This window comes from Enterobacter sp. WCHEn090032 (assembly GCF_003986875.1).
GTDB classification, from domain to species: domain Bacteria; phylum Pseudomonadota; class Gammaproteobacteria; order Enterobacterales; family Enterobacteriaceae; genus Enterobacter; species Enterobacter sichuanensis.
Map to the genome: position 1 here is coordinate 46,601 of NZ_RXRN01000008.1, position 26,354 is coordinate 72,954.

The 26,354-nt window shown below is 56.8% G+C and carries 28 protein-coding genes; 18 read left to right on the forward strand and 10 right to left on the reverse strand.

Annotated elements, in window-relative coordinates; translation table 11 throughout:
* Positions 1-14: 14 nt before the first annotated feature.
* Positions 15-1,610 (forward strand): ABC transporter substrate-binding protein, encoded by a 1,596-nt coding sequence (locus EKN83_RS08635; protein ID WP_045284366.1) that lies wholly within the window; start codon positions 15-17, stop codon positions 1,608-1,610.
* 135 nt (positions 1,611-1,745) lie between these two features.
* Positions 1,746-2,420, forward strand: a complete 675-nt coding sequence (locus tag EKN83_RS08640; protein WP_025756399.1) for a DUF3313 domain-containing protein — start codon at positions 1,746-1,748, stop codon at positions 2,418-2,420.
* 35 nt (positions 2,421-2,455) lie between these two features.
* Here the strand turns inward: EKN83_RS08640 and EKN83_RS08645 are convergent, their stop codons facing one another.
* On the reverse strand, positions 2,456-3,352 hold the full coding sequence (locus EKN83_RS08645) for a DMT family transporter (RefSeq protein ID WP_126800692.1): 897 nt from the start codon (positions 3,350-3,352) through the stop codon (positions 2,456-2,458).
* Between the two features lie 173 nt (positions 3,353-3,525).
* On the opposite strand from EKN83_RS08645, the gene EKN83_RS08650 reads away from it, so the two are divergent.
* A complete protein-coding gene (locus EKN83_RS08650; protein ID WP_025756401.1) occupies positions 3,526-4,398 on the forward strand; it encodes a helix-turn-helix transcriptional regulator in 873 nt (290 codons plus the stop codon).
* On the opposite strand, the gene EKN83_RS08655 is transcribed toward EKN83_RS08650, so the two are convergent.
* A complete protein-coding gene (locus EKN83_RS08655; RefSeq protein ID WP_126800693.1) occupies positions 4,378-5,544 on the reverse strand; it encodes a benzoate/H(+) symporter BenE family transporter in 1,167 nt (388 codons plus the stop codon). The two genes, EKN83_RS08650 and EKN83_RS08655, sit on opposite strands and share 21 nt — an antisense overlap.
* A 92-nt stretch (positions 5,545-5,636) precedes the next feature.
* Here EKN83_RS08655 and EKN83_RS08660 point away from each other — a divergent pair, with 92 nt between their 5' ends.
* Positions 5,637-6,164: a helix-turn-helix domain-containing protein gene (locus tag EKN83_RS08660; protein ID WP_025756402.1), complete on the forward strand. Its 528-nt coding sequence runs from the start codon at positions 5,637-5,639 to the stop codon at positions 6,162-6,164.
* A gap of 80 nt (positions 6,165-6,244) precedes the next feature.
* Positions 6,245-8,209 (forward strand): peptidase U32 family protein, encoded by a 1,965-nt coding sequence (locus tag EKN83_RS08665; RefSeq protein ID WP_126800694.1) that lies wholly within the window; start codon positions 6,245-6,247, stop codon positions 8,207-8,209.
* Here the strand turns inward: EKN83_RS08665 and EKN83_RS08670 are convergent, their stop codons facing one another.
* On the reverse strand, positions 8,210-8,437 hold the full coding sequence (locus EKN83_RS08670) for a DUF2554 family protein (RefSeq protein WP_224752908.1): 228 nt from the start codon (positions 8,435-8,437) through the stop codon (positions 8,210-8,212). It abuts the gene before it with no gap.
* 245 nt (positions 8,438-8,682) lie between these two features.
* Here EKN83_RS08670 and EKN83_RS08675 point away from each other — a divergent pair, with 245 nt between their 5' ends.
* On the forward strand, positions 8,683-9,045 hold the full coding sequence (locus EKN83_RS08675; RefSeq protein ID WP_025756405.1) for a hypothetical protein: 363 nt from the start codon (positions 8,683-8,685) through the stop codon (positions 9,043-9,045).
* 165 nt (positions 9,046-9,210) lie between these two features.
* Here the strand turns inward: EKN83_RS08675 and EKN83_RS08680 are convergent, their stop codons facing one another.
* The gene (locus tag EKN83_RS08680) at positions 9,211-9,747 is read right to left on the reverse strand and encodes a dihydrofolate reductase family protein (RefSeq protein ID WP_047958570.1); all 537 of its coding nucleotides are present in this window, start codon (positions 9,745-9,747) and stop codon (positions 9,211-9,213) included.
* Positions 9,748-9,794: 47 nt separating this feature from the next.
* Positions 9,795-10,802: a transcriptional regulator FtrA gene (gene ftrA, locus EKN83_RS08685; RefSeq protein ID WP_025756407.1), complete on the reverse strand. Its 1,008-nt coding sequence runs from the start codon at positions 10,800-10,802 to the stop codon at positions 9,795-9,797.
* 73 nt (positions 10,803-10,875) lie between these two features.
* On the opposite strand from ftrA, the gene EKN83_RS08690 reads away from it, so the two are divergent.
* The 8 genes from EKN83_RS08690 to zinT all read left to right on the forward strand — a co-directional run bounded on the left by EKN83_RS08690 (position 10,876) and on the right by zinT (position 18,892).
* Entirely contained in the window at positions 10,876-11,289 is a 414-nt protein-coding gene (locus EKN83_RS08690) for a rhodanese-like domain-containing protein (RefSeq protein WP_045284372.1), read from the forward strand.
* Positions 11,290-11,445: 156 nt separating this feature from the next.
* Positions 11,446-12,549, forward strand: a complete 1,104-nt coding sequence (locus tag EKN83_RS08695; RefSeq protein ID WP_025756409.1) for a cobalamin-independent methionine synthase II family protein — start codon at positions 11,446-11,448, stop codon at positions 12,547-12,549.
* A 201-nt stretch (positions 12,550-12,750) separates the two neighbouring features.
* Positions 12,751-14,022, forward strand: coding sequence for an urea ABC transporter substrate-binding protein (gene urtA / locus EKN83_RS08700; RefSeq protein ID WP_126800695.1), 1,272 nt, complete (start codon positions 12,751-12,753; stop codon positions 14,020-14,022).
* 23 nt (positions 14,023-14,045) lie between these two features.
* Positions 14,046-15,620: an urea ABC transporter permease subunit UrtB gene (urtB, locus tag EKN83_RS08705; RefSeq protein WP_126800696.1), complete on the forward strand. Its 1,575-nt coding sequence runs from the start codon at positions 14,046-14,048 to the stop codon at positions 15,618-15,620.
* On the forward strand, positions 15,620-16,693 hold the full coding sequence (urtC, locus tag EKN83_RS08710; RefSeq protein ID WP_126800697.1) for an urea ABC transporter permease subunit UrtC: 1,074 nt from the start codon (positions 15,620-15,622) through the stop codon (positions 16,691-16,693). The genes urtB and urtC overlap by 1 nt, the downstream gene beginning before the upstream one ends.
* Positions 16,693-17,490, forward strand: coding sequence for an urea ABC transporter ATP-binding protein UrtD (gene urtD / locus EKN83_RS08715; RefSeq protein ID WP_126800698.1), 798 nt, complete (start codon positions 16,693-16,695; stop codon positions 17,488-17,490). Before urtC ends, urtD begins: the two co-directional genes overlap by 1 nt.
* A 9-nt stretch (positions 17,491-17,499) precedes the next feature.
* A complete protein-coding gene (urtE, locus tag EKN83_RS08720; RefSeq protein WP_025756413.1) occupies positions 17,500-18,198 on the forward strand; it encodes an urea ABC transporter ATP-binding subunit UrtE in 699 nt (232 codons plus the stop codon).
* Between the two features lie 52 nt (positions 18,199-18,250).
* Positions 18,251-18,892: a metal-binding protein ZinT gene (gene zinT / locus EKN83_RS08725; protein ID WP_025756414.1), complete on the forward strand. Its 642-nt coding sequence runs from the start codon at positions 18,251-18,253 to the stop codon at positions 18,890-18,892.
* A gap of 55 nt (positions 18,893-18,947) precedes the next feature.
* Here zinT and ydeE read toward each other — a convergent pair whose 3' ends face one another.
* Positions 18,948-20,141 carry an efflux MFS transporter YdeE gene (ydeE, locus tag EKN83_RS08730; protein ID WP_045284378.1) on the reverse strand — a complete coding sequence of 398 codons (1,194 nt, stop codon included), beginning with the start codon at positions 20,139-20,141 and terminating at the stop codon, positions 18,948-18,950.
* Positions 20,142-20,334: 193 nt separating this feature from the next.
* Between ydeE and eamA the strand changes: the two genes are divergently transcribed.
* Complete coding sequence (gene eamA, locus EKN83_RS08735) at positions 20,335-21,234, forward strand: O-acetylserine/cysteine exporter (RefSeq protein ID WP_045284379.1); 900 nt, start codon at positions 20,335-20,337, stop codon at positions 21,232-21,234.
* 38 nt (positions 21,235-21,272) lie between these two features.
* Here eamA and marB read toward each other — a convergent pair whose 3' ends face one another.
* Genes marB through marR form a run of 3 tightly spaced genes read right to left on the reverse strand, consistent with a single transcriptional unit; the run spans position 21,273 to position 22,362 of the window.
* On the reverse strand, positions 21,273-21,491 hold the full coding sequence (gene marB, locus EKN83_RS08740; RefSeq protein WP_025756417.1) for a multiple antibiotic resistance protein MarB: 219 nt from the start codon (positions 21,489-21,491) through the stop codon (positions 21,273-21,275).
* Between the two features lie 33 nt (positions 21,492-21,524).
* Positions 21,525-21,905: an MDR efflux pump AcrAB transcriptional activator MarA gene (gene marA / locus EKN83_RS08745; RefSeq protein ID WP_008502237.1), complete on the reverse strand. Its 381-nt coding sequence runs from the start codon at positions 21,903-21,905 to the stop codon at positions 21,525-21,527.
* A 22-nt stretch (positions 21,906-21,927) separates the two neighbouring features.
* Entirely contained in the window at positions 21,928-22,362 is a 435-nt protein-coding gene (gene marR / locus EKN83_RS08750) for a multiple antibiotic resistance transcriptional regulator MarR (RefSeq protein ID WP_025756418.1), read from the reverse strand.
* 255 nt (positions 22,363-22,617) lie between these two features.
* On the opposite strand from marR, the gene EKN83_RS08755 reads away from it, so the two are divergent.
* Positions 22,618-23,283, forward strand: coding sequence for a MarC family NAAT transporter (locus EKN83_RS08755; RefSeq protein WP_025756419.1), 666 nt, complete (start codon positions 22,618-22,620; stop codon positions 23,281-23,283).
* Positions 23,284-23,367: 84 nt separating this feature from the next.
* On the opposite strand, the gene EKN83_RS08760 is transcribed toward EKN83_RS08755, so the two are convergent.
* A complete protein-coding gene (locus EKN83_RS08760; RefSeq protein WP_126800699.1) occupies positions 23,368-24,564 on the reverse strand; it encodes a sugar transporter in 1,197 nt (398 codons plus the stop codon).
* Positions 24,565-24,741: 177 nt separating this feature from the next.
* Between EKN83_RS08760 and EKN83_RS08765 the strand changes: the two genes are divergently transcribed.
* Both EKN83_RS08765 and EKN83_RS08770 read left to right on the forward strand, forming a co-directional pair.
* Positions 24,742-25,530 (forward strand): PhzF family phenazine biosynthesis protein, encoded by a 789-nt coding sequence (locus EKN83_RS08765; RefSeq protein WP_126800700.1) that lies wholly within the window; start codon positions 24,742-24,744, stop codon positions 25,528-25,530.
* Positions 25,531-25,557: 27 nt separating this feature from the next.
* Positions 25,558-26,349: a PhzF family phenazine biosynthesis protein gene (locus EKN83_RS08770; protein WP_126800701.1), complete on the forward strand. Its 792-nt coding sequence runs from the start codon at positions 25,558-25,560 to the stop codon at positions 26,347-26,349.
* Positions 26,350-26,354 lie beyond the last annotated feature (5 nt).

A 26,354-nucleotide genomic window follows, 5' to 3' on the forward strand; every position in this document is an offset into this window, starting at 1 on the left:
GACAGGAATATACGATGACAAGCAAACTCACAACTTTCACGCTGGCACTCGCGGCGCTGACGGTCAGCTCCGCTGTCGCCGCGAAAACGCTGGTGTATTGCTCCGAAGGATCGCCGGAAAACTTTAATCCTCAGTTATACACCTCGGGAACCAGCGTCGACGCCAGCGCCGTGCCGGTCTATAACCGGCTGGTCGATTTCAAACCCGGCACCACGGAGCTGGTGCCGAGCCTGGCGGAGCGCTGGGAGGTGAGCGACGACGGCAAGGTTTACACCTTCTATCTGCGTAAAGGCGTTAAGTTTCAGAGCAATAAATCCTTCACGCCGACCCGCGACTTTAACGCCGATGACGTGATTTTCTCGTTTATGCGGCAGAAAGACGTCAACCATCCCTATCACAACGTCTCAAACGGCAGCTACTCCAACTTCGAAAGCCTGGAGTTTGGCAGCCTGATTACCGCCATTGATAAAGTTGATGACCACACCGTACGGTTTACGCTGGCGCACCCGGAAGCGCCGTTTGTTGCCGATCTGGCATGGTATTTTGCCTCTGTTCTGTCGGCGGAATATGCCGACGCGATGCTGAAAGCGGGGACGCCGGAGAAGGTGGACATGGAGCCGATCGGCACCGGTCCGTTTAAGCTGGCGCAGTATCAGAAAGATTCTCGCATTTTGTTTACCGCCTTCCCGGACTACTGGCAGGGGAAATCGAAGCTGGATCGGCTGGTGTTTACCATCACCCCGGATGCCTCCGTGCGTTTTGCCAAAATCGAGAAGAACGAATGCCAGGTGATGCCGTTCCCGAACCCGGCAGACCTGCCGCGTATGAAGGCGAACAAAGATATCAACCTGATGAGCAAGGCGGGGCTGAATACCGGCTTCCTGGCGTTCAATACCCAAAAGCCGCCGCTGGATAACGTGAAAGTCCGCCAGGCGCTGGCGATGGCCATCAACAAACCGGCCATTATTGACGCGGTGTTCCACGGCACTGGCACGGCGGCGAAGAACCTGCTGCCGCCGGGCGTCTGGAGTGCCGACAGCGAGCTGAAGGATTACGACTACGATCCGGAGAAGGCGAAAGCGCTGCTAAAAGAGGCCGGTTTTGCCAACGGCATCAGCATCGACTTATGGGCGATGCCGGTCCAGAGGCCCTATAACCCGAATGCGAAACGCATGGCGGAGATGATTCAGGCGGACTGGGCGAAGGTTGGTGTGCAGACCAAAATTGTCACCTACGAATGGGGCGAATACCTTAAACGCGTGAAGGGGGGAGAGCATCAGGCCGCGCTGATGGGCTGGACGACGGCCACCGGCGATCCGGACAACTTCTTCGGCCCGCTGTTTACCTGCACCTCGGCGAATGGCGGCTCAAACTCGGCGAAATGGTGCTACAAGCCGTTTGATAAGATCATCGCTGAGGCCAAATCGATAACCGATCATGATAAACGGGTGGCGCTCTATAAAGAGGCGCAGCAGATGATGCATGACCAGATGCCTGCGGTGATGATTGCGCATTCAACGATTTTCGAGCCGGTACGCAAGGAAGTGAAGGGCTATGAAATAGACCCGTTTGGCAAACATCTGTTCTGGCAAGTGGATATAAATCAGTAAATTTTCACTGCCCGGACAGATGCCGGGCAGTCTTTTTGCAATTTGTGCTACCCGCATCATTTTTTGTCACAACAAACCCGCCAGACTTTTGCTATAACTTCAAGTGCATACTTGCATATAACATGGAAAATCATCATGCGTACTCACTCTTTTTTTAAAGTTGCAGTGCTTACTGGTCTGTTGGCGTTGGCGGGTTGTTCTTCTAAAGTCGCCGCACCTGAGCAATATTCTGGCTTTTTAAAAGATTACTCGGGTTTACAGCAAACGACGTCCGCGACAGGTAAGCCTACCCTGCGTTGGGTAGATCCCGCTTATAACGAAGCTAACTACGACAGTATTATCTGGACGCCAATTACCTATTATCCAACGCCAAAACCCACCACTCAAATCGGGCAAAAAACGCTTGATGAGCTGTTGAATTACACCAATAACAAAATGAAAACCGCTATTGGTACGCGTAAGCCGATTGTGACTACGCCGGGTAAACACAGCCTGATTTTCCGCGGTGCCATTACCGGGGTGAGCTCGCAGAAAGAGGGACTGCAGTTCTATGAAGTGGTGCCTGTTGCGCTGGTGGTTGCCGGTACGCAGATGGCAACCGGACATCGCACCATGGATACCCATCTCTACTTTGAAGGTGAGCTGATCGATGCGGCGACCAATAAACCGGTCATGAAGGTGGTACGTAAAGGCGAAGGTAAAGAGCTGAATAACGAAAATACACCAATGACCTTCGCGACGCTGAAGCAGGTTGTTGATGACATGGCAACGGACGCCACCATGTTTGATGTGAAAAAAACCGCGAAATAATCTAAAACGGCCTGCGTGATGCAGGCCGTTTTTATTTACGCCGTCCGCAAGCGTCTGAACCAGGTTTCCGGTTTCGTGAACATCACCATATTTCCTCCCAGAATCAGCACTAATCCAACAATGCCGTTGATATGCCAGACGTAGCCTTCATACACCGTGGAGATGGAGAGCGCCACCAGCGGGAAAAGCAGCGTGCTGTAGGCCGCTTTGCCCGGGCCAATGCGGCCCACCAGCGTGAAGTACGCGCCAAACGCAATCACCGAACCAAACAGAGCCAGATAGACCAGCGCGCCCATATAGCTCAGCGTCCACTCCGGCACGAAGCTATCACCTCTGAACAGCGCAATGCAGCCCATCACCAGCGTGCCATAGAGCATCGCCCAGGCGTTGGTGGTCATGGTTTCGAGGCCTCTGCGCTGATGGCGCATGCTGATCATATTGCCCAGCGAAAAGCCGTAGGTACCGAGTGCGGAAAGCCCAATGCCTGTCAGCAGTGACGCACTCCAGCCGCTGGCCAGCAGATCGTCCCAGAAGAGGGTGATGATCCCGACCAGGCCCAGTGCCGCAGCCGTCCAGAAGCGCGCCGGTGGGCGCTGACCGAAGAAAATAAAGCTGTTAATGGCGTTATAGAGCACGGCCATGGAGAAGATCACCGACTCCAGCCCGGTGTTGATATGTGCCGCTGCCGTGTAAAAACACCAGAAGTTAAAGCAGAAAACACAGCATCCCTGCAGCAGGCAAAACAGGTGATCCCGTAGCACCAGCGTGCGCAGACGGCGCAGGGCGAGTAACACCACCATCATCGTCAGGCTGGCGACCGCGAAGCGCCAGAAAATCGACACCGGCGCCGCCACCGGTCCCTGCTGCAGGAAAATCGCAATCCAGGTGGTTCCCCAGATAATCACCACCAGTCCGTATAATAATGCGTTCATATTCTTCTCTTCTTAAACCACCGAAGCCCGCAGTATGGCGCGACATCCCGCATCGGGCTTTCACCGGCTTGCGGGAGACTTGCAAAATCTTGCGCTTTTTTCTTTCCCGGGGACTGGCAACGGGCGACAACTCTTTTTAGACTGAGATCCCAGTCCATCACGCGCTAACGGTTATGTCTCACGCTTACGATACCTTTGAAACGCTCAGCCAACAGAATGCAGTCCTGCGGGGAACCGTCTCGCTGAATTCCGGTATTCAGCTGGCCGCGTGGTACAACAAGCACGATACGATAACGGTGAAAAGTAACCATCACACCCTGAGCCTGTACGTGGCGGACGGTTACGAAAGCTATCAAAAAACGCCGGGCGGCTGGAAAAACGGCGGGGGGCCGGACCGTTTCTGTTTGATGCCCAAAGAGAGCGAATCAACGTGGGATATCCGGGATGACCTGTCGTTTGTGCATCTCTACTGTACCGATGAGCACCTGCGCGACGTGGGGGAGAAAATCTGGGACAAGCGGCCGCTGTCACTGACCCTGGACGAACGCATTTTTGGCAGCGATCCCAAGATCACCGCGCTGTATCGCCAGTTCTTACTGGGCTGTGACTGGCAGCAAAACGCCAACCAGCTTACCCTGAGCACGGCCTCTACGCTGCTGCTGACTCATCTGCTGCAAAACTACGCCAACGTGCAGTGGAAACTGCCGGTCGTCACCGGCGGGTTATCGCCGTTTGTTCTGCGCAACGTGCTGGCCTTTATCGAAGAGAACCTGGGGCAGCCCCTGACGCTGGCCGAACTGGCGGCGCAGGCCGCCCTCAGCGAATACCATTTTGCCCGCATGTTCCGCCAGTCAACGGGGCTGGCGCCGCATCAGTACGTGATGCACAGGCGAATGGTCAAAGCGAAAGAGCTGGTGCAGCATACCTCCATGCCGCTGACGGACATTGCGCTGGCCTGCGGGTTTAACTCCGCCAGCCACTTCAGCAACCGCTTTCGCAGCGTGACGGGCATGACGCCCTCACAGCTACGTGCGGCGAGCGCGTGAGAACAGGGCATAGCACACGCCGCCCAATACCAGCCCCCAGAATGCCGAACCAATCCCCATCAGCGTGACGCCGCTTGCGGTCATCAGAAACGTGACGATGGCCGCGTCGCGCTCCGCTTCGTGATGTAATGCCTGATATAAACTCCCGCTGATGGTTCCCAGCAGCGCCAGACCGGCCAGCGTCTGGATCCAGCTAAGCGGCAGGGCGGCCATCAGGCCGGTAATAGAGCCACCGAAAATCCCCGCCAGCAGATAAAACCCGCCAGCGGCAATGGCTGCCAGCCAGCGCTTATCCGCATCCGGGTGTGCATCCGGGCTTTGACAAATGGCGGCGGTTATCGCCGCTATGCAGATGGAAAAGACGCCAAACGGCGAAAACAGCAGCGCCAGTCCACCCGTCACGATGATGAGCGGGGAGACCGCCAGCGGATATCCCGACGCTTTCATCGTGGCGAACCCCGGCGCATTTTGCGAGGCCATGGTCACGAGGAAGAAGGGCACGCCAATGCTGACCAGGCTGGTGAAGGTGAACGTAGGCGCAACAAATTCGGGCATCACCAGGGAGAGGGTTAGCCTGTCGGTGACAACGTCACCGCTTATCCCTGCCACAATACCGCCTGCCAGCAGCGTGACCACGATGGCATAACGCGGGGCCAGCGCTTTTGCCAGCAGCCATGCCGCAATCATGCTGCCGCACAGCAAAAAGTGCCCCTCAAGATGCGCAAACGCATGCAGGCCAAACTGCAAAAGCACACCCGCCAGCATGGCGGCGGCAAGGGAATGGGGGATCAGCTTCATCAGCCGGGCGAATAACCCGGTGATGCCGCAGAGCAGGATAAGCGCGTTGGCAAAGATGAACACGCCGATGGTTTCCGCCAGCGTGACGCCATGCAGGCTGGTGGCGAGCAGCGCGGCACCGGGCGTGGACCAGGCGGTAAGCACCGGCGCTTTATACCACCAGGAAAGCGCCAGCGTGCTGACGCCCATCCCTATTCCCAGGGCGGTCATCCAGCCTGCGATCTGCTGTGCGCTGGCACCCGCTGCGGCAGCGGCCTGCCAGATAATGGCAGCAGAACTGGCGTAACCCACCAGAACGGCGACGAAGCCCGCCAGCGTGACGGGAATGAAATGCGAGGAAGGGCGCATGGGAACTCCATTGTGCGTTATAACGTCCGGAATAAGGTAACACTGTGCGTTATAGCGTACAAGTGGTATGCTGGGCATTACCAGGAGGGAACATGGACATCACACTGCATCTTGCAACAACACTGAAAACGCTGCGTCAGGCGCGCGGCTGGAGTTTGTCGAAGCTCGCGGACGAGACCGGTGTATCAAAAGCCATGCTCGGGCAAATTGAGCGCAATGAGTCCAGCCCGACGGTGTCGACACTGTGGAAAATCGCCACCGGACTGAACGTACCGTTCTCCGCGTTTATCACCCCGGAGGCGGACCGGCAGGCCGTCTTTGACCCGCAGCAGCAGGCGATGGTGGTGAAACCGCTGTTTCCGTGGGACGAAACGCTGAAGTTTGATCATTTCTCCATTACCCTGGCACCCGGCGCGCTGAGCGAGTCCACGCCGCATGAAGCGGGGGTGATTGAACATGTGGTGGTGATCAGCGGTGAGCTGGAGATGAAACTTGAGGGGCAGTGGCAGACCCTTTCTGCCGATTCAGGCGTGCGTTTTGCCGGTGATAAACCGCACGCATACCGTAACAGCAGCGACCGGCCGGTGCATTTTCATTCGCTGATCCATTATCCCCGCTAAGGCTACGCAAAACTGTTTCGCTGACGCATACTTCTGACTACAATAGCCGCCATTTTGACCATAACGGATAACGACGAAGTATGCGCCTGCAATCCCATCATCTTGAACTTTTAAGCCCGGCCCGCGACGCCGCCATTGCCCGTGAAGCGATCCTTCATGGCGCAGACGCCGTCTACATTGGCGGCCCTGGCTTCGGTGCCCGCCATAACGCCAGCAACAGCCTGAGCGATATTGCTGAACTGGTGCCGTTCGCCCACCGTTTCGGGGCGAAGGTGTTCGTCACCCTGAACACCATTCTTCATGATGATGAGCTGGAGCCTGCACAGCGTCTGATTACCGATCTCTACCAGACCGGCGTCGATGCCCTGATTGTGCAGGACATGGGCGTGCTGGAGCTGGATATTCCCCCCATTGAACTGCATGCCAGTACCCAGTGTGATATCCGCACGGTAGAGAAGGCGAAGTTTCTTTCCGACGTCGGCTTTTCGCAGATCGTTCTGGCACGCGAACTGAACCTGAATCAGATCCGCGATATCCACCAGGCGACAGACGCAACCATTGAGTTCTTTATCCACGGTGCACTGTGCGTAGCCTATTCCGGTCAGTGCAACATTTCCCACGCGCAAACGGGCCGCAGCGCCAACCGCGGCGACTGTTCTCAGGCCTGCCGTCTGCCGTATACCCTGAAAGACGATCAGGGCCGCGTCGTGGCGTTCGAAAAACACCTGCTCTCCATGAAGGATAACGATCAGACTGCCAACCTGGGCGCGCTGATCGACGCAGGCGTGCGCTCCTTCAAGATTGAAGGGCGCTACAAAGATATGAGCTACGTGAAGAACATCACCGCGCACTATCGCCAGATGCTGGATGCGATTATTGAAGACCGCGGTGACCTGGCGCGCGCGTCGGCCGGTCGTACCGAGCATTTCTTTATTCCGTCGACGGACAAAACCTTCCACCGCGGCAGCACGGACTATTTTGTCAATGCCCGCAAAGGGGATATCGGCGCGTTTGATTCCCCGAAGTTTATCGGTTTACCGGTCGGTGAAGTGCTGAAAGTGGCGAAGGATCACCTGGATGTTGAAGTGACGGAGCCGCTGGCGAACGGTGATGGCCTTAACGTGATGATCAAGCGTGAAGTGGTGGGCTTCCGCGCCAATACGGTGGAGAAAACCGGCGAAAATAGCTACCGCGTCTGGCCGAATGAAATGCCGGCCGATCTCTACAAAGCGCGACCAAACGCGGCGCTTAACCGTAACCTCGATCATAACTGGCAGCAGGCGCTGCTGAAAACCTCCAGCGAACGCCGCATTGCGGTGGATATTGAACTGGGCGGCTGGGAAGAGCAGCTGATTCTGACCATGACCTGTGAAGATGGCATCAGCGTAACCCACACGCTCGACGGTCTGTTCGAGGTGGCCAATAACGCCGAAAAAGCGCTTAACAACCTGAAGGACGGCGTGGCGAAGCTGGGGCAGACGATTTACTACGCCCGCACCATTGAGGTGAACCTGCCGGACGCGCTGTTCGTGCCGAACAGCCTGCTTAATTCGTTCCGCCGTGAAACGGCAGAGATGCTGGATGCGGCACGCCTGGCGCACTATCCGCGCGGCAGCCGTAAAGCTGAAACCGTCCCTGCGCCCGTTTACCCGGATACGCATTTGTCCTTCCTTGCCAACGTCTATAACCATAAAGCCCGTGAATTCTACCATCGTCACGGCGTGCAGCTGATCGACGCGGCGTATGAAGCGCATGAAGAGAAGGGCGATGTGCCGGTGATGATCACCAAGCACTGCCTGCGCTTTGCCTTCAACCTGTGTCCGAAGCAGGCGAAAGGGAATATCAAAAGCTGGAAGGCCACCCCGATGCAGCTGGTGAACGGAGACGAAGTCCTGACCCTTAAATTTGACTGTCGTCCGTGCGAAATGCATGTGATTGGCAAGATGAAAAACCACATCTTCAAAATGCCACCGCCCGGCAGTATTGTGGCGTCCGTCAGCCCGGACGATCTGATGAAAACCCTGCCGAAACGTAAGGGCAGCTAATTACCGAACGTGCGTGTCCGGTTTGCGCGATTTCTGCCACAGGTGGTGCTCGCGCAAACCCTCTGCCGACTCTTCCGCCGCGCTTCGCAATTCGTCGCTGTCGGCTTCATGACGAAGCTGATGCTCCACGTTTTTCACCCAAATATATTCATGTCCTTTGTGCCCCGCCATAAGCTGCCCCGAAAACAGGGCGCAGAGCAACATCACCAGTGCCAGGCCTTTTCTCATTATCTCTTCACCGCAGAATAAGAACGCGGAACGATCATGCCTGTAATTCCCTTGTGTTATTATTCGAATATTCAAATTAACGCAAAGTCATCGTCAGGTTTTGTCGAATTAAAGCTATATTGAGACTTTTCTTAAAATTGAGATACTGACGATAAACCGCCATTTCTGGTACCAAACTGGACAATGGTTTTAGAGATAAATCCTATATAATAAGAATTCTCTGGCTAAGGAACGGGTCTTAATAAATGAAAAAAATAATGGTGTTGGCGCTTGTGGTGGTTGCAGCAGGGGCCGCGGCTGGCGCTCGTTATGTCAGTAATGACGCACCTGAATATATTCACTCTGCAGAAGCTCGCGTAGGATCATATTTAACCAGCGATTATGGACGCGTTGATTGTAATAGCATCAAAATTAACGACGAACGCTGGGAATTAGACTGCACTCACAAGACGCGCGGGAAAACATTCCAGTTTGCGGTCTATCCATCCGAAAAAGCGCCATATGGCGTGTCGCGTTCGTTTTATCTTGAGGCCATCAATGATGATGCCAGACAGAGCGCTGAGCAGGGCCTGATGCGTTATTTGCAAATCAATACCCAGGCGGGTTAACAGGGCTGTTTAAGGTTCGTTGAGATAAAGAGTGATAGGTTGTATGGGATCCGCTGCCCGGCCATGACGTGTCGGGACGTAGAGACCAAAATACAAATCTATCCATGCAAGCATTTACCGCCAGATAATGGCGGTTTTTTTTTGCCAGCAGTGGCGCTACCAGCGTTATGTCGTGACCCGATAGTGCGACTGTACCAGGCCCGAAGGGAAGCTGCGGCTGGATACCAGTGTCAAATCGATATCCCGTGGAAGGGCGCCAAACAGCGGTTTTCCCGAGCCAAGCAGGACAGGAACGGTAGTAATCACCATATCGGCCACCAGTCCTTCGCGCAGGAACGACTGTATGACCCGCCCACCATCGAGATAGACGCGATGGACATTTTGCGCCGCCAGATCGTCCAGTACCTCTTTTGGCGCACGGCGGGAGAACTGCACTTTGCCCTTCAGCGCCTCCGGCACGGGCGTGTCGGCCAGCTGTCGGGAGAGCACCAGCACCGGCCTGTCATACGGCCAGGTGTCAAAGGTCACCACCTTCTCATAGCTTCCGCGCCCCATGACGATCCACTCTTTGTCCGCAATAAACGCCGTATAGCCATGGTCTTCGGTCGGATCGTCGCGCTGCAACAGCCAGTCAATATCGTCATTCTCCCGGGCGATGTAACCATCAAGACTGACGGCGATAAAAACGTGGGTGGTGACCATCAGGTGCTCCCTTGTTAATCGTAAATGCCGATGTCCGGACTGGCTCTTTAGCGGACAGCATCCGGACGTGAAAATTGTTTGCGATACTGGGCCGGGGAAAGCGCGAACTGCTGACGAAAATGATGACGCAGCGTCGATGCCTGACCAAACCCGGTCTGTTCAGCAATGCTGTCGATGCTTAACCGACTGCTTTCCAGATAATCTTTCGCCCGCAACAGGCGCTCATGGAGTAACCAGCGGGCTGGCGTGGTTCCCGTCGCCGCCTCGAAGCGACGCAGAAAGGTGCGCTGGCTCATCCCAACCCGACGCGCCAGCGAGTCGACACTGTGCGCTTCATTAAGATGCTGGTGCAAAAAGTCAAACAGCTGACCAAGTCGCTGGCTTTCCCGCAACTGCGCCACCGGGCGGCTCAGCTGCTGCGGCTGTGAACCATCCCTGTGTGGCGGAATAACCAGCCGGCGCGCCACGCTGTTGGCGGTTTCCATGCCATAATCCCGTCGCACGACATGCAGGCAGAGATCGATGCCCGCTGCACTGCCTGCGGAGGTCAGAATATCGCCTTCGTCCTGGTAGAGCACATCCTCAACCACCTCGATCTCAGGGTAACGGGCTTTAAGTGCGTCAATATAACGCCAGTGCGTTGTGGCTTTACGTCCGTTCAGCAGCCCTGACGCGGCCAGCACAAACACGCCGGAACAGATGGACAGCAGCTGACAGCCCCGCGCGCTGGCCTGGCGTAACGCGTGGCAGAGCGGCTCCGGAACCGGTGACTCCAGCCCCCGCCAGCCCGGCACCACGATCAGATCGGCAGATTCAAGCAGGGAGAGATCGCCATCGGTAATGATACGGATCCCGCCCGTTGCCCGCAGTTCACCGCTATCCACGCTCGCCACCGCAAAGCGGTACCAGTTGTCGCCGAGCTCGGGGCGCGGCAGGCCGAAGATCTCCACCGCCACGCCGAATTCGAAGGTACACAGACCGTCATAGGCCAGCACCACCACCTTCGGGCGGGGATGCTGTCTTAAGTTTGTCATCTTTTTGCTGTTTTCTGGCATACGTGAGCGCATTCACCGGCTGAATTTGTGGATAGAGTAGTGTTAACACAAACGCCAAAGATGAGGAAGGATCATGAGCTATGTTACTGAATTTCCGGCTGCCGAGCCGCAGGAAGCCGTCACCCATTTTCTGCGCCGTCTGAGCGTCGAAACCGATTGTGCCGATGTGCATCATGCCATCGTCAACCAGGAGCAGGACTTCGTGCTGCTTCATGTGGTGGGCGGCCCGGAGCAGTTTGCCCGCCGTCACGTCCCCGGCGCAGTGCACATGCCGTGGAGTCAGATTACCGCCGGGCGCATGGCCCAGTGGCCTGAAGGCACGCTGTTTGTCGTCTACTGCGCCGGACCACACTGTAACGGTGCGGACAGAGCCGCGCTGAAGCTGGCGCGTCTTGGGCTGCCGGTCAAAATTATGCTCGGCGGGATCACCGGCTGGGAAGATGAAAAGTACGCCTTTGCCAGCAGCGAAACCGCTGCCGCGCTGTGAAGATGAATTTTTTTCATCACCCGTGAAATTTTCTCGTTTGCCGGGATAAAGCAGGTATGACATCTTTTTTGGACATTTAGACATCCAGAAGTCTAAAACTTCAAAAGATGAATTATCACTGCGGGCAATTATCACCGGCAGACTGAGGAGATTTCCATGCAACGACACCACGCCCCGTTCCGCGCCGATGTAGTCGGCAGCTTTTTACGCCCGGATGCCATCAAACAGGCTCGCCAGAAATTTGCCAGCGGCGAAATTGACGCCGGGCAGCTTCGCGCCATTGAAAACGACGCTATCCGCCATGTCGTTGAGCAGCAGTGTGCGTGTGGGCTGAATGTGGTCACCGACGGTGAGTTTCGCCGCGCCTGGTGGCACTTTGATTTCTTCGACGGTCTGCAGGGCGTAGAGCGTTACGATGCGCAGCAGGGCATTCAGTTTAACGGTGTGCAAACCAAAGCCCACGGCGTGCGCGTTACCGGCAAGCTGGGCTTTGGCGAGCATCCGATGCTGGAAGACTTTCGTTATCTGAAAAGCATCAGCGGGAGCGCCGAGCCGAAAATGACCATTCCGAGCCCGAGCGTGCTGCATTTCCGCGGCGGTCGTAAAGACATAGACGCCACGGTGTATCCGGACCTGAACGTCTATTTCGACGATCTGGCGACCACCTGGCGCGACGCCATTCGGGCCTTCTATGACGCGGGCTGCCGTTATCTGCAACTGGATGACACCGTCTGGGCCTATCTCTGCTCGGATGACCAGCGCCGTCAGATCCGCGAGCGCGGTGATGACCCCGACGAACTGGCGCGTATCTATGCCCGCGTGCTGAACAAGGCCCTGGAGGGCAAACCGGACGATTTGACCATCGGGCTGCACGTCTGCCGCGGTAACTTCCGCTCAACCTGGATTTCAGAAGGCGGCTATGAGCCGGTGGCGGAAGTGCTGTTCGGGACGGTTAACGTTGACGCGTTCTTCCTGGAATATGATAACGACCGCAGCGGGGATTTCGCGCCGCTGCGCTTTGTCCGCCCCGGCAAACAGCAGGTGGTGTTGGGGCTTATCACCACCAAAAATGGCGAGCTGGAGAACCCGGAAGGGGTGAAGGCGCGTCTGGAAGAAGCGGCGAAATACGTGGCGAAAGAGCAAATTTGCCTCAGCCCGCAGTGTGGCTTTGCTTCTACCGAAGAGGGTAACAGCCTGAGCGAAGCCCAGCAGTGGGACAAAATCCGCCTGGTGACGCAGATCGCCAGTGAAGTCTGGTAAACCCGCTTTTCAGCGCTGCATTATTAAAGTGCAGCGCTGTGCCATTCTGAGACGTTCTCTTTACATCCTGCGCTTCAGCCCCTGCATTCACGCTTTTTCCATTCTGGCATCCTTTTTGCTCCTGCTTCGCTGAGACATTTATTTCCGCGTCCACGCCGTAACGGACGTCTTCGCACAGCGTTCTTTTTCAGGAGTGAAAATATGCACCGTCGTACTTTATTAAAAGCCTTTGCATTGTCTGCGTCTGTCGTTGCTATGGGAATGAGTTTTAGCGTGCAGGCGGCCGATACCATCAAAGTGGGGATCATGCACTCCCTCTCCGGCACGATGGCCATCTCCGAAACCCCGCTGAAAGATGTCGCCCTGATGACCATCGATGAGATCAACGCGAAAGGCGGCGTGCTGGGTAAGAAACTGGAGCCGGTGGTGGTGGATCCGGCCTCAAACTGGCCGCTGTTTGCCGAGAAAGCGCGCCAGCTGTTAAGTCAGGATAAGGTGGCGGTGGTGTTCGGCTGCTGGACGTCGGTCTCGCGAAAGTCCGTTCTGCCCGTCTTTGAAGAGCTGAACGGTTTGCTGTTCTATCCGGTGCAATATGAAGGCGAGGAGATGTCACCGAACGTCTTCTATACTGGCGCGGCGCCGAACCAGCAGGCTATCCCGGCGGTGGAATACCTGATGAGTGAAGACGGTGGCGCGGCGAAACGCTTCTTCCTGCTGGGCACGGACTACGTCTACCCGCGCACCACCAACAAGATCCTGCGCGCGTTCCTGCATTCCAAAGGGGTGGAGGATAAAGACATCGAAGAGGTTTACACCCCGTTTGGTCATAGCGACTACCAGACCATTGTCGCCAACATCAAGAAATTCTCTGCGGGCGGTAAAACTGCCGTGGTCTCAACCATCAACGGCGACTCCAACGTTCCGTTTTACAAAGAGCTGGCGAACCAGGGGCTGAAAGCGACCGACGTGCCGGTCGTGGCGTTCTCCGTGGGTGAAGAAGAGCTGCGCGGCATTGACACCAAACCGCTGGTGGGCAACCTGGCGGCGTGGAACTACTTTGAATCCGTTGATAATCCTACCAACCAGGCCTTCGTGGCGGACTATAAAGCCTATGCCAAAGCGCACAAGCTGCCAAACGCCGATACCGTGGTGACCAATGACCCGATGGAAGCCACTTACGTGGGCATCCATATGTGGGCGCAGGCGGTGGAGAAAGCGGGCACCACCGATGTGGATAAAGTGCGTGCGGCGATGGCCGGTCAGTCCTTTAAGGCGCCGTCTGGCTTTACGCTCACGATGGATGCCACCAACCATCACCTGCACAAGCCGGTCATGATCGGCGAAATCGAAGGCAACGGTCAGTTTAACGTGGTGTGGCAGACGGAACAGCCGGTACGTGCCCAGCCGTGGAGCCCGTTCATCGCCGGGAATGACAAAAAGCCCGATCAGCCGATGAAAACCGCCAGCAACTAAGCCATTCCCGCAGGGAGAAAGCCATGAACTTCATACGCACGATCGTCGCGCTTGTATGGCTTACCGGACTGCTGCCAGGGATGGCGCAGGCATCGGATGCCGATCGTTTTGTTGCTGCCAGCCGCAGCCAGCAGGCGGAACTGCTGACGCAGTGGGCCGCCTCGCCGGAGGCGGCAAGGTTGCCGCTGCTGCAGGCACTGCAACAGGAAAACCTCTTTGTTGATACGCAAAAGCACGCCTTTGCACAACGCAATGGCGACATCATCCCGCTGGGCGAAAGCCAGGCAGCAGCGGGGCCAACCAAAGCCGTTCGTCTGACGAACCGGCTGCGGGTGCTCGCTGCGACGGCCATCGCCACCCATCAGCTTGTGAGTGACAGTGTCACCGAAAGGCGCGCAGCGGCGCGCCAGCTCCAGCGCGATGCCCAGCCTGGCATGCTCGCCTTTCTGGAAAAACGGTTGACGGATGAAAAGGACGCGGTGGCGCGTCAGGCGCTGTTGCTGGCGGTGGCGAATCTCCAGCTGACCAGCCCGCAGGCTGAGGTCCGACGCACGGCAGTTGAACGGCTCGGGCAGTCCGACGATCCGGACGTGGCGTCCAGGCTGACTCCGTTTACCCAGACACAGACCGAGCCTGACGCCGGGGTTCGCGCAGCCGCGCAGGAGAGCCTTCGCCAGATCCAGCACCGTCTGATGTGGGGCGATCTGCTGGGCCAGGCGTTTATGGGGCTGTCGCTGGGGTCGGTGCTGCTGCTGGCGGCGCTGGGGCTTGCCATCACCTACGGCCTGCTGGGCGTGATTAATATGGCCCACGGCGAGATGCTGATGCTGGGGGCGTATGCCACGTGGATGGTGCAGCAGACGATGGCCGGGCTTGCTCCTCAGTGGCTGGCGCTCTATCCCGTTATCGCGCTGCCGGTCGCCTTCTGCCTGACGGCGGGCATCGGGATGGTGCTGGAGCGCACCGTGATCCGTCATTTGTACGGTCGTCCGCTGGAAACGCTGCTGGCGACGTGGGGGATCAGCCTGATGCTTATCCAGCTGGTGCGCATGACGTTTGGTGCGCAGAACCTGGAGGTGGCTAACCCGGCATGGCTTTCCGGCGGGGTGCAGGTTTTTGCCAACCTGACCCTGCCATGGAACCGCATCGTGGTGCTGGGCTTCGTGCTGCTGGTGCTGTTCTTCACCTGGCTCATTCTGAATAAAACCCGTCTGGGGCTGAACGTGCGGGCGGTGACGCAAAACCGCAGCATGGCCGCCTGCTGCGGCGTGCCGACCGGGCGCGTCGACATGCTGGCGTTCGGGCTGGGCTCAGGCATTGCCGGTCTGGGCGGCGTGGCGCTTTCCCAGCTTGGGAACGTCGGGCCGGAGCTCGGTCAGGGGTACATTATCGACTCGTTCCTCGTGGTCGTTCTTGGTGGCGTAGGCCAGCTGGCAGGCAGCGTGGCCGCGGCGTTTGGTCTGGGGATCTTTAATAAAATCCTTGAACCGCAGATGGGGGCGGTGCTGGGTAAAATTTTGATTCTGGTGGCGATCGTGCTGTTTATTCAGAAACGCCCTCAGGGGCTGTTTGCGCTGAAAGGGAGGGTGATTGACTGATGAGCCAGCCGCTGACCTTAACGCTGGCGCGCAAAGCGCCACGCACAACGCAGATTGCCGGCAGCCTGCTGGTGATGTGCCTGCTGATACTGCCGTTTTTCGCATTACTGCCTGCGACGCATCCGCTGGCGCTGTCAACCTGGATGCTGACGCTGATTGGCAAGATCCTCTGCTATGCCATTGTGGCGGTGGCGCTGGATCTGGTGTGGGGCTACGCCGGTATGTTGTCCCTGGGGCATGGCATCTTCTTCGCCCTGGGCGGTTACGCGATGGGCATGTACCTGATGCGCCAGGCGGCGGGGGACGGTTTGCCGGCGTTTATGTCGTTTCTCTCATGGAGCGAACTGCCGTGGTTCTGGTGGGGTACCCAGCATTTTGCCTGGGCGCTGGTGCTGATTGTGATGGTCCCGGGGCTGCTGGCGCTGGTGTTTGGCTGGTTTGCCTTCCGCTCCAGGATCAAAGGGGTCTATTTCTCGATCATGACTCAGGCGCTGACCTATGCCGGGATGCTGCTGTTCTTTCGCAACGAAACCGGTTTTGGCGGTAATAACGGCTTTACCGGCTTCACCACGCTGCTGGGTTTTGCGGTAACGGAGACGACCACGCGTATTGCGCTGTTTCTGGCCACCGTGCTGTTGCTGCTCCTGGCGCTGGGCATCGGGTTTGCGCTGGCGAAGAGCAAGTTTGGCCGCATTCTCACTGCCGTTCGCGACGCCGAAAACCGCCTGACGTTTTGCGGATACGATCCGCGCGGGTTCAAGCTGCTGGTGTGGACGCTCTCCGCGGTGCTGTGCGGCCTGGCCGGCGCGCTGTATGTCCCGCAGGTGGGCATTATTAACCCCGGCGAAATGTCGCCGACGAACTCGATCGAAGCCGCGATCTGGGTCGCGCTGGGTGGGCGCGGCACGCTGGTGGGGCCGGTCATTGGCGCGGCGCTGGTCAACGGGGCGAAGAGCCTTTTCACCGTCGCGATGCCGGAATACTGGCAGCTGTTTCTGGGATTGATTTTTATCGCCGTCACGCTGTTTTTGCCGCGCGGCGTCTACGGCCTGTTTCGTAAGGGAGAGAAATAATGCAGCCAGCCGAAGGGTTATTCACCCGCCAGTTGCCCGGCGATCGTTACCGCGAACAGACCGACCCGGTACTGCAGCTTGAATCCATCAACGTCAGTTTTGATGGTTTTCAGGCGCTGACCGATCTCTCGCTGAATATCGGCGTGGGCGAACTGCGCTGCGTGATTGGCCCCAACGGGGCCGGTAAAACCACGCTGATGGACGTCATCACCGGCAAGACGCGACCCAAAAGCGGACGCGCCATTTACGATCAGTCGATCGACCTCACCACGCTGGAGCCTGCGGCGATTGCCCGCCAGGGAATAGGCCGAAAATTCCAGAAACCCACGGTCTTTGAAGCGCTGACGGTGTGGGAAAACCTGGAGATCGCCACGAAAACCGATAAATCCGTCTGGGCCAGTCTGTGGGCAACGCTCAACGGTGAGCAGCGCGATCGCATTGATGAGATGCTGGCTTTATTGCGGCTCAGCAACGAGCGGGACCGCCGGGCCGGACTGCTTTCCCACGGACAAAAACAGTTCCTGGAGATTGGTATGCTGTTGGTGCAGGACCCGCATCTGTTGCTGCTGGACGAGCCCGCCGCCGGAATGACCGATGCGGAAACGGAATATACCGCAGAGTTGTTCAGGACGCTGGCGGGCAAGCACTCCCTGATGGTGGTGGAGCACGACATGGGCTTTGTGGAAACCATTGCTGACCACGTAACGGTGCTGCATCAGGGGCGCGTGCTGGCGGAAGGTTCGCTTCGTGAGGTGCAGGCCAACGAGCAGGTGATTGAGGTCTATCTGGGACGTTAAGGAGAGGGAATGTTACAGGTCAACGAACTGAATCAGTATTACGGCGGCAGCCATATCCTGCGCGGCGTGAGCTTTGAGGCGGTCACCGGGGAAGTTACCTGCCTGCTGGGGCGCAACGGTGTAGGGAAAACCACGCTGCTGAAGTGCCTGATGGGGCTGATCCCGGCGAAAACCGGGGAGGTCATCTGGCAGGGGAAAACGATCACCCACAGCAAGCCGCACCAGCGGGTGCAGTCGGGCGTAGCGTACGTCCCCCAGGGCCGGGAGATTTTTCCGCGTCTGACCGTGGAGGAGAATCTGCTGCTGGGGCTGTCGCGCTTTCCCGCCCGCGAGGCGAAGCAGGTGCCGGAGGAGATCTGGCAGCTGTTCCCGGTACTCAAAGAGATGAAACACCGGCGCGGGGGCGATCTCTCCGGTGGTCAACAGCAGCAGCTGGCGATTGGTCGCGCGCTGGCGAGCCGTCCGCAGCTGCTGATCCTCGATGAACCCACCGAAGGCATACAGCCTTCGGTGATTAAGGAGATTGGCCAGGTGATCCGCCAGCTGGCAGACAGAGGGGATATGGCGATCCTGCTGGTTGAGCAGTTTTATGACTTTGCCGCCGACCTGGCGGACAGCTACCTGCTGATGTCACGCGGCACCATCATTCAGCGCGGACGGGGTGAAAACATGGAGCAGGATGGCGTTCGCGGGCTGGTTGCGATTTGAAATGTTATAATATAACATTCTCGCTCTGATAAAACGGAATGAGGGTGTTATCTTGGCTGCACATATTGGGAAATTTGCCATGACGCTGGGGGCGCTGCTGGTCAGCGGTCAGCTGTTTGCCCACTCGCACGGTCACGCGATGAGCGAAGCGGAACAGAAGGCGGCGAATGGCGTCTTTGAGGACAACGATGTTAAGGACAGAAAACTGTCCGACTGGGACGGCACCTGGCAGTCCGTCTATCCCTTCCTGCTGGACGGCTCGCTGGATCCGGTCTTCAGGAAGAAAGCGCAGCAGGATAAAAGCAAAACCTTTGATGAGGTGAAAGCCTACTACCGCACGGGGTATGCAACCGATGTGGATGCCATCGGCATCGAGAATAACGTGATGGAATTCCATAAAGGCAAAACGGTCAGCAGCTGTCGTTATGACTACAGCGGCTACAAAATTTTGACCTACGCGTCCGGCAAAAAGGGCGTTCGCTATCTGTTTGAGTGTCAGGACGCCAGCAGCAAGGCGCCGAAGTTTGTGCAGTTCAGCGACCACACCATCGCCCCGAAGGCCTCTTCACATTTTCATATTTTCATGGGCAACACCTCCCACGAGGCGCTGCTGAAGGAGATGGATAACTGGCCGACCTATTATCCGAACGAGATGTACAAACAGCAGGTTGTGGAGGAGATGTTGCACCACTAGGCCGTTGATGTTGCTTTTGCCGGGTGGCGGCTTCGCCTTACCCGGCCTATATTCGCTATGCCGCTTTGGGTGACTCGCACCATGCCTTGACGCTCATCCCGCGCAAAATCATCAGCCACGCCACAATAATCGCGGCCATCATTATCACAAACAACGACCAGTGCGGCAGGTTAGTCAGGATAATACCGGTGATCATCGGGTTGGCCGCCGCGCCTAGCCAGCCAAGCGCCTGGGCGGAGAAGTAGCTGGCTTTCATCCCCGGCGGGGCGATATTGTCGATCAGCATGTATTCACCCGGCGCATAGATAATTTCACCCAGCGTAAAGATGGCGGCAGCAATGCCCCAGTAAATCAGGTTCTCCCCGGAGAGCATAAAGCCAGCCAGACCGACGATAAAAAACAGCGTGGCGGCGGTCATCAACGGACGGATATTGCTGGCTGAGATCTTACGACCGAGTGCGTACTGCAGCGTCACCACCACGGCGGCGTTGACGGGCAGCACCACCGCGACCACCTTTTCGGCGAAATCACTGTCCGCATGTGCAGCCAGAACATACTGCGAAATGCAGCTCGCGAACGATCCGCCGACGTATGACGCGAGCAGGCCGGAGAGCGTGTACCAGAACAGCGCGCGGTCTTTCAGCAGGACCGACGGTTGCCACGCCGTCTGCTCTTCGGCAGTGTCTAACGCCACGCTTTTTTGCACAAAGAAATGGATAAACCCCAGCGGCAGCGCGGCGCAGAAAGCGGCCAGCCAGAACGGCAGCTGCAGGCTGTACATGACCAGCAGGGTGCCAATGGGCGGCCCAATCGTCCAGCCAATATTCAGGAAACTGTAGTTCAGTGAAAAAACGCGGGCTTTTTCACTGGAGGTCAGCACGTCTGAGAACCAGGCTTTCAGCACCGTCGAAAAAACCGAATAGGCGCAGTTGATCAGCGCAAAGAACAGCACCACCAGCGTGACGTTATTCACCAGCGGGATCGCCACAAACCCGGCGATAAACGCCACGATGGCGATCAGCATGTAGCGTTTTTTATCAAACTTATCGGCCAGAATGCCGAACCCCAGGCTGAATACCACGCCAATGGTCAGCGCCACGGTCAGGGCGTAACCAATATTCTCGACGCTCATGCTATAGACGCGCGTGAGATAAATGGTCATAAACGGCAGCGTTGCCCCACGACCAATGGTTAATAACAATGACGATGCCAGCAGCGCTGCGGTTGAGCGCCGGAGAGATGGTTTCATATTCCTGCCCGACAAATGCTTATGCTTTTTATGTTGTGTCCTGAAAGGAGTATCACGACATAAGGGCCTTGTATAGCACCCAATTTATCCGTAAGTGCTTCGCCTGACTGCCAGAATTAATGATCTTCTCGTGGCACGCTTTTTTCTGTTACTTTGAACTGTTAACAAATTATTAATAATTCAGGGGCAGGGTATGACGCGTAAAGACGGACTGCTGGCGTTGCTGGTGGTCATCGTATGGGGACTCAATTTTGTGGTCATCAAGCTGGGCTTGCACAACATGCCGCCGCTGATGCTGGCCGGTTTGCGTTTTATGCTGGTGGCGTTCCCGGCTCTGCTGTTTGTCGCCCGTCCCAGGATCCCCTTTAAACTGCTGCTGGGCTACGGCCTGACCATCAGTTTTGGCCAGTTTGCGTTTCTGTTCTGCGCCATTAAATTTGGTATGCCCGCCGGGCTTGCTTCGCTGGTGTTACAGGCGCAGGCGTTCTTTACCATCATTCTGGGGGCGTTTGTGTTTGGCGAGCGTCTGCAGGGTAAACAGCTGGCGGGTATTACGCTGGCGGTGTTTGGCGTGCTGGTGCTGATTGAGTCCAGCCTGAATGGTCAGCACGTGGCGCTGCTCGGCTTTATGCTGACGCTGGCCGCGGGCCTGAGCTGGGCCTGCGGGAATATTTTCAACAAACTGATCATGCAGCACGAGGCGCGCCCGCAGGTAATGTCTCTGGTCGTGTGGAGCGCGCTGATCCCGGTGGTACCGTTTATGGTCGCGTCCCTGATATTCGACGGCCCGGCAGTGATGCTGACGAGCCTGGTTGAAATCGACCTCACCACCATTTTGTCGCTGGTCTATCTGGCGTTTGTCGCCACGATTATCGGGTACGGTATCTGGGGATCGCTGCTCGGGCGATACGAAACCTGGCGCGTGGCGCCGTTGTCGCTGCTGGTGCCAGTCGTTGGGCTGGCCAGCGCCGCTATTTTACTGGACGAAAAGCTGAGCGCCCTGCAGCTGCTTGGTGCGGTGCTGATCATGGCCGGGCTGTACATCAACGTGTTTGGCCTGCGAGTGCGCCGGACGGCACGGGTGCGGGGATAAGAAAGAAAAAAGCCCCGCATCGGCGGGGCAAAAACGAATCAGAGGCGGTGCTGATTATAGTAAGGCACGCCTAATTCGTCGGATTTGTCGCTACCAGCACCCATATGGTTGAAATCATAAGGCGACTGGTCATGTGCTGACGGCAAAATCATCGTATCAGGATTATTTTGCTGCGTTGCACGAGGGGTTTGCTCCGCGAAGGTCTGGCTGGAGAAGAGCACCAGCAAGGCGAGGGCGGCGGAGGCGGTAACGTTCATGATTTCCTCGGTTACGTCTGTTACAGGCGATGATTAACTACAGTGTTTTAACGGATACAGGTATCGGGATTCACCGGGCACGCTGGTGATGCGGTACTTATGAGGCGGCACGTCAAAATAGTTCTTGAACGTACGCGTCAGAGTTTGTTGCGATTCAAATCCATAACGCTCCGCCAGATAAAGGATCGGCTCATTGCTTTCTTTCAGCTTCTGGGCAATTTCCGTCAGCTTGCGGCTGCGAATGTATTGACCTAATGAATGGCCGGTCTCTTTTTTGAACATCCGTTGCAGGTGCCATTTGGAGTAACCTGAACGCTCTGACACTTTTTCAAGGGAGAGCGGCGATTCCAGGTTGTCCTCGATCCAGTCCAAAATGCTATGAATGGTGATAGCGTCAGTATTGCGTCTGGACATCGTCATACCTCTTTTTTTCTGATTACGGCAGAATTTTCTTGAGCAGAAGCTCAAGCGTTGCCACTTCATCTGCCGTTAGGTTTTTTGTTAGTTCCTGATGCAGTGTTTGTCCTACTAATTGATGACATTGCTCGCACATGGCCGCGCCATCGCTGGTCAGCTTTACCAGTACGCCGCGTTTGTCATTCGGGTTAGGGCTTCGTTCTACCCATCCTTTGCAGACGAGACGATCGAGCATGCGGGTGAGCGCACCCAGATCGACAGAGAGCACCTTTTTCAGCTCAACCGGTGTGATACACACTTCGCAGCGAATGGAACACAGCACTTTGAACTGTGTCGCGGTGATATCCAGCGGTGACAGATAGTCGTTGAGCAGGCGATCTTTCTTCTGATTTACCATATGAATAAGACGACCCAGCGGAACAACGTCGTTAAAGATATCACTGGTGCTTTTCACAATGGTTGCCCTGGCAAGTAGTTAGTCACGGCAGATATTATTGCTCAGGCAAGTATAAGTCAACTGAATGAATCAGCCGATGCCACGAATTGCTAAAACGTTTCATGAACTTTTTTTGTGGTCTTTCAAATCAGATAGATAACTGAGGATTATCATTTCAGGCAGGAAATAATCGTCACGCTGCAACGATGGCTGAATGTCATCTTTTCACCCTATAATTGCGGTGTTAACTATGGATAAGGACAACAACACACTATGCTGGATTTACTTAAAGCAATCAGCCTTGGGCTGGTGGTCTTGCTGCCGTTGGCAAACCCGTTAACGACGGTGGCGCTTTTCCTCGGACTGGCAGGGAACATGAACAGCGCCGAGCGCAATCATCAGTCGTTGATGGCCTCCGTGTATGTTTTCGCCATCATGATGGTGGCGTATTACGCCGGTCAGGTGGTGATGAACACCTTCGGGATTTCTATTCCCGGCCTGCGTATTGCCGGGGGGCTGATTGTCGCCTTTATCGGTTTCCGCATGCTCTTCCCGGCGCAAAAAGCCCATGAGTCACCGGAAGCGGCCAGCAAATCTGAAGAGCTGGAAACCGAACCGAGTGCGAATATCGCCTTCGTGCCGATTGCCATGCCGAGCACGGCGGGGCCGGGGACCATCGCGATGATTATCAGCTCCGCGTCGACGGTGCGTGACAGTTCAACCTTCCCGGACTGGGTGCTGACGGTAGCGCCACCGCTGATTTTTGCGATTATTGGGGCGATTGTGTGGATCTCTCTGCGCAGCTCCGGCGCGATTATGCGCTGGGTAGGCAAGGGCGGTATCGAGGCGATTTCCCGTCTGATGGGCTTCTTGCTGGTCTGTATGGGCGTGCAGTTTATTATTAACGGCGTGCTGGAGATTATTAAGACCTATCATTGATGTCTTGCCCGGCGGCGCTTCGCTTGCACGGGCCTACGGGTTTTGTAGGCCGGGTAAGGCGAAGCCGCCACCCGGCAAGAAGGTTCACCCGTGCTGCCCCTGTTCCTCCAGCGCCACCGGCCACTTACGGAAAATCAGCACCGACCAGACAAGCGCCACCAGGGCCGGAATGGCACCCAGATAGCCAATCGCCGACATCGACACGTGCAGGATGACCTGATTTCCCACCAGCGCACCCGCGCCAATCCCCAGATTGAAGATCCCCGAAAACAGCGACATGGCGACATCCGTCGCGTCCGGTGCCAGAGCCAGCACCTTCACCTGCATGCCCAGACCAATAATCATGATCGCCACGCCCCAGAACAGGCTGAGGATCGCCAGCTGGATCTCACTGCCCGCGGCGGGCATCAGCAACAGCAGGCAGGCCAGCAGCAGGGCGATGGCGCTGCTCACCAGTGTGGAGGCATGTCGGTTACCCAGCTTACCGAACAGCACGCTGCCGATAATGCCCGCGCCGCCGAGGATCAACAGTAAAACAGTGGCAAAGTTGGCACTAAAGCCCGCTACCACCTGCACAAAGGGCTCGATGTAGCTGTAGGCCGTGTAGTGGGCGGTGACCACAATGACGGTAAGCAGATAAATACTCAGCAGTGCCGGACGACGCATCAGCAGCGGCAGGCTTTTCAGCGAGCCGGAATGTTCGCTGGGTAGCGCAGGCAGCAGTTTTATCAGGCATACCAGCGTTATCAGCGCACCCATGCCGATGGCGAAGAAGGTGGTACGCCAGCCGAAGTACTGCCCGACGATGCGGCCAATCGGCAGGCCGAGCACCATCGCCAGTGCGGTACCGGTGGCTATCAGGCTCAGCGCCTGAGCGCGTTTACCCGCCGGCGCCAGGCGAATTGCCAGCGACGCGGTGATCGACCAGAACACCGCATGGGCAAAGGCGATGCCGATGCGACTGATGACCAGTACCGTAAAATTCCACGCCATAAACGACAGCACATGGCTGGCAATGAACAGCACGAACAGGCCGATCAGCAGCCTGCGCCGCTCGATCTGGCTGGTCAGCAGCATAAACGGCAAGGACATCAGCGCCACCACCCAGGCGTAGATGGTCAACATAATGCCCACCTGCGCGGTTTCCATCTGGAAACTTTCAGCGATGTCAGACAGCAGCCCAACCGGCACGAATTCGGTGGTGTTAAAAATAAACGCGGCAATGGCCAGCGTGACCACGCGTAGCCACGCAACCCTGCGGGAAACTGTGTTCGTTGTCATAGGGATGTCGGAGATTCGTTGCTGAAAAGAAGAGGAGACGATCTTAAAACGTCAAAAGGCGAAAACTCAACCATTATGTGATGCAGATCTCAATATTTACCTTATGAAAGCGGTAGCCGCAAGCGTGCTTTTCATTGAATATAAAAGAACAACACAATAAAAACAGGCGGTAAGATAATGCAGGAGATTGATTTTTATCTGGTCGATGCGTTCAGCGAGACCTCGTTTGGCGGTAACCCGGCCGCCGTTTGCCCGCTCAGGGAATGGTTGCCCGATGAAACCTTGCTGAAAATGGCGCAGCAGCACAATCAGTCTGAGACGGCCTTTTTTGTCTGCAGCAAAGGGGGTATTGAGCTGCGCTGGTTTACCACGCTTACCGAAGTCAATCTCTGCGGCCACGCTACGCTTGCGGCGGCGCACGTTCTGTTTACCGAGCTGGACTACCCTGATTCACGGATCCACTTCGATACCGCCTCCGGTCGCCTGACGGTCAGCCGGGAGGGCGACTGGCTGACGCTGGACTTCCCGGCATGCCCAACCCATGAAGAGACACCGCCGCCGGAGATGCTCTCGGCGCTGGGTATTACGCACTATGTTGAAGCCCGTAAAGGACGAGCCTGGCTTATCGTGCTGGACAATCGCCAGCAGGTCGACGCGCTCATGCCAGACTTTTCGGCGATGACGCCAGGTGAGCATAAGGTGAGCGTGACGGCGCGCGGGGATGGGGAATATGATTTTGTCAGCCGCTTTTTCTCCCCGGGCGTCTCCGTCCCGGAAGACCCGGTCACCGGCTCCGCCCACACCATGCTGATCCCTTACTGGAGCGAAAAGCTGGGTAAAACCAGGCTGTTTGCCCGTCAGGTTTCAGCCCGGGACGGTGACGTGCGCTGTGAGCTGAAAGGCTCCCGCGTGCTGATGGGCGGTCAGGCCACGCTTTATCTGAAAGGCACAGTTTTTCTGCGCTAAATAGCCATAACAAGAGAGGAAGAGACAATGCAGGAAATTGATTTTTATCTGGTGGATGCCTTCAGCGATAAAACATTTGGCGGCAACGCCGCAGCGGTATGTCCTCTGGAAGAGTGGCTTCCGGACGAGACGCTGCTCAAAATGGCGCAGCAGCACAACCAGTCTGAGACCGCCTTTTTCGTGCGCACCGACGGCGGGTTTGAGCTGCGATGGTTCACCACGCTGGATGAAATTAACCTGTGCGGACACGCAACGCTTGCCGCCTCACACGTTATTTTCGAATACCTGGATTATCCGCATACCGAAATCACCTTCAGCACGCGCTTTGTCGGCGAGCTGACCGTCAAGCGCAGCGGCGACTGGCTGACGCTGAACTTCCCGGCGTGGTCGACTGAGGTTGTGGTGAACCCACCTGCGGCGCTGTTTAGCGCGCTGGGCATTACAGCGGCGAAAGAGGTGCGCGTCGGACGCGATTACATGGTGGTGCTGGAGAGCCAGCAGCAGGTAGAAGCGTTAACACCGGATATTGGCGCGCTGCTTCCGCTGGATAAAATGGTTTGCGTGACGGCACCGGGAGACCAGTATGACTTTGTCAGCCGCTTCTTCTGCCCGGGGGAAGGGGTGCCGGAAGATCCGGTGACCGGATCCGCCCACAGCATGCTGATCCCGTACTGGAGCGAAAAGCTGGGCAAAACCACACTCAACGCCCGCCAGGTGTCGTACCGTGGCGGAGATCTGCGCTGCGAACTGAAGGGCGACCGGGTGCTGATTGGCGGTCAGGCGACCCTGTATCTGAAAGGACGTATCTTTTTACGCTAACAGCG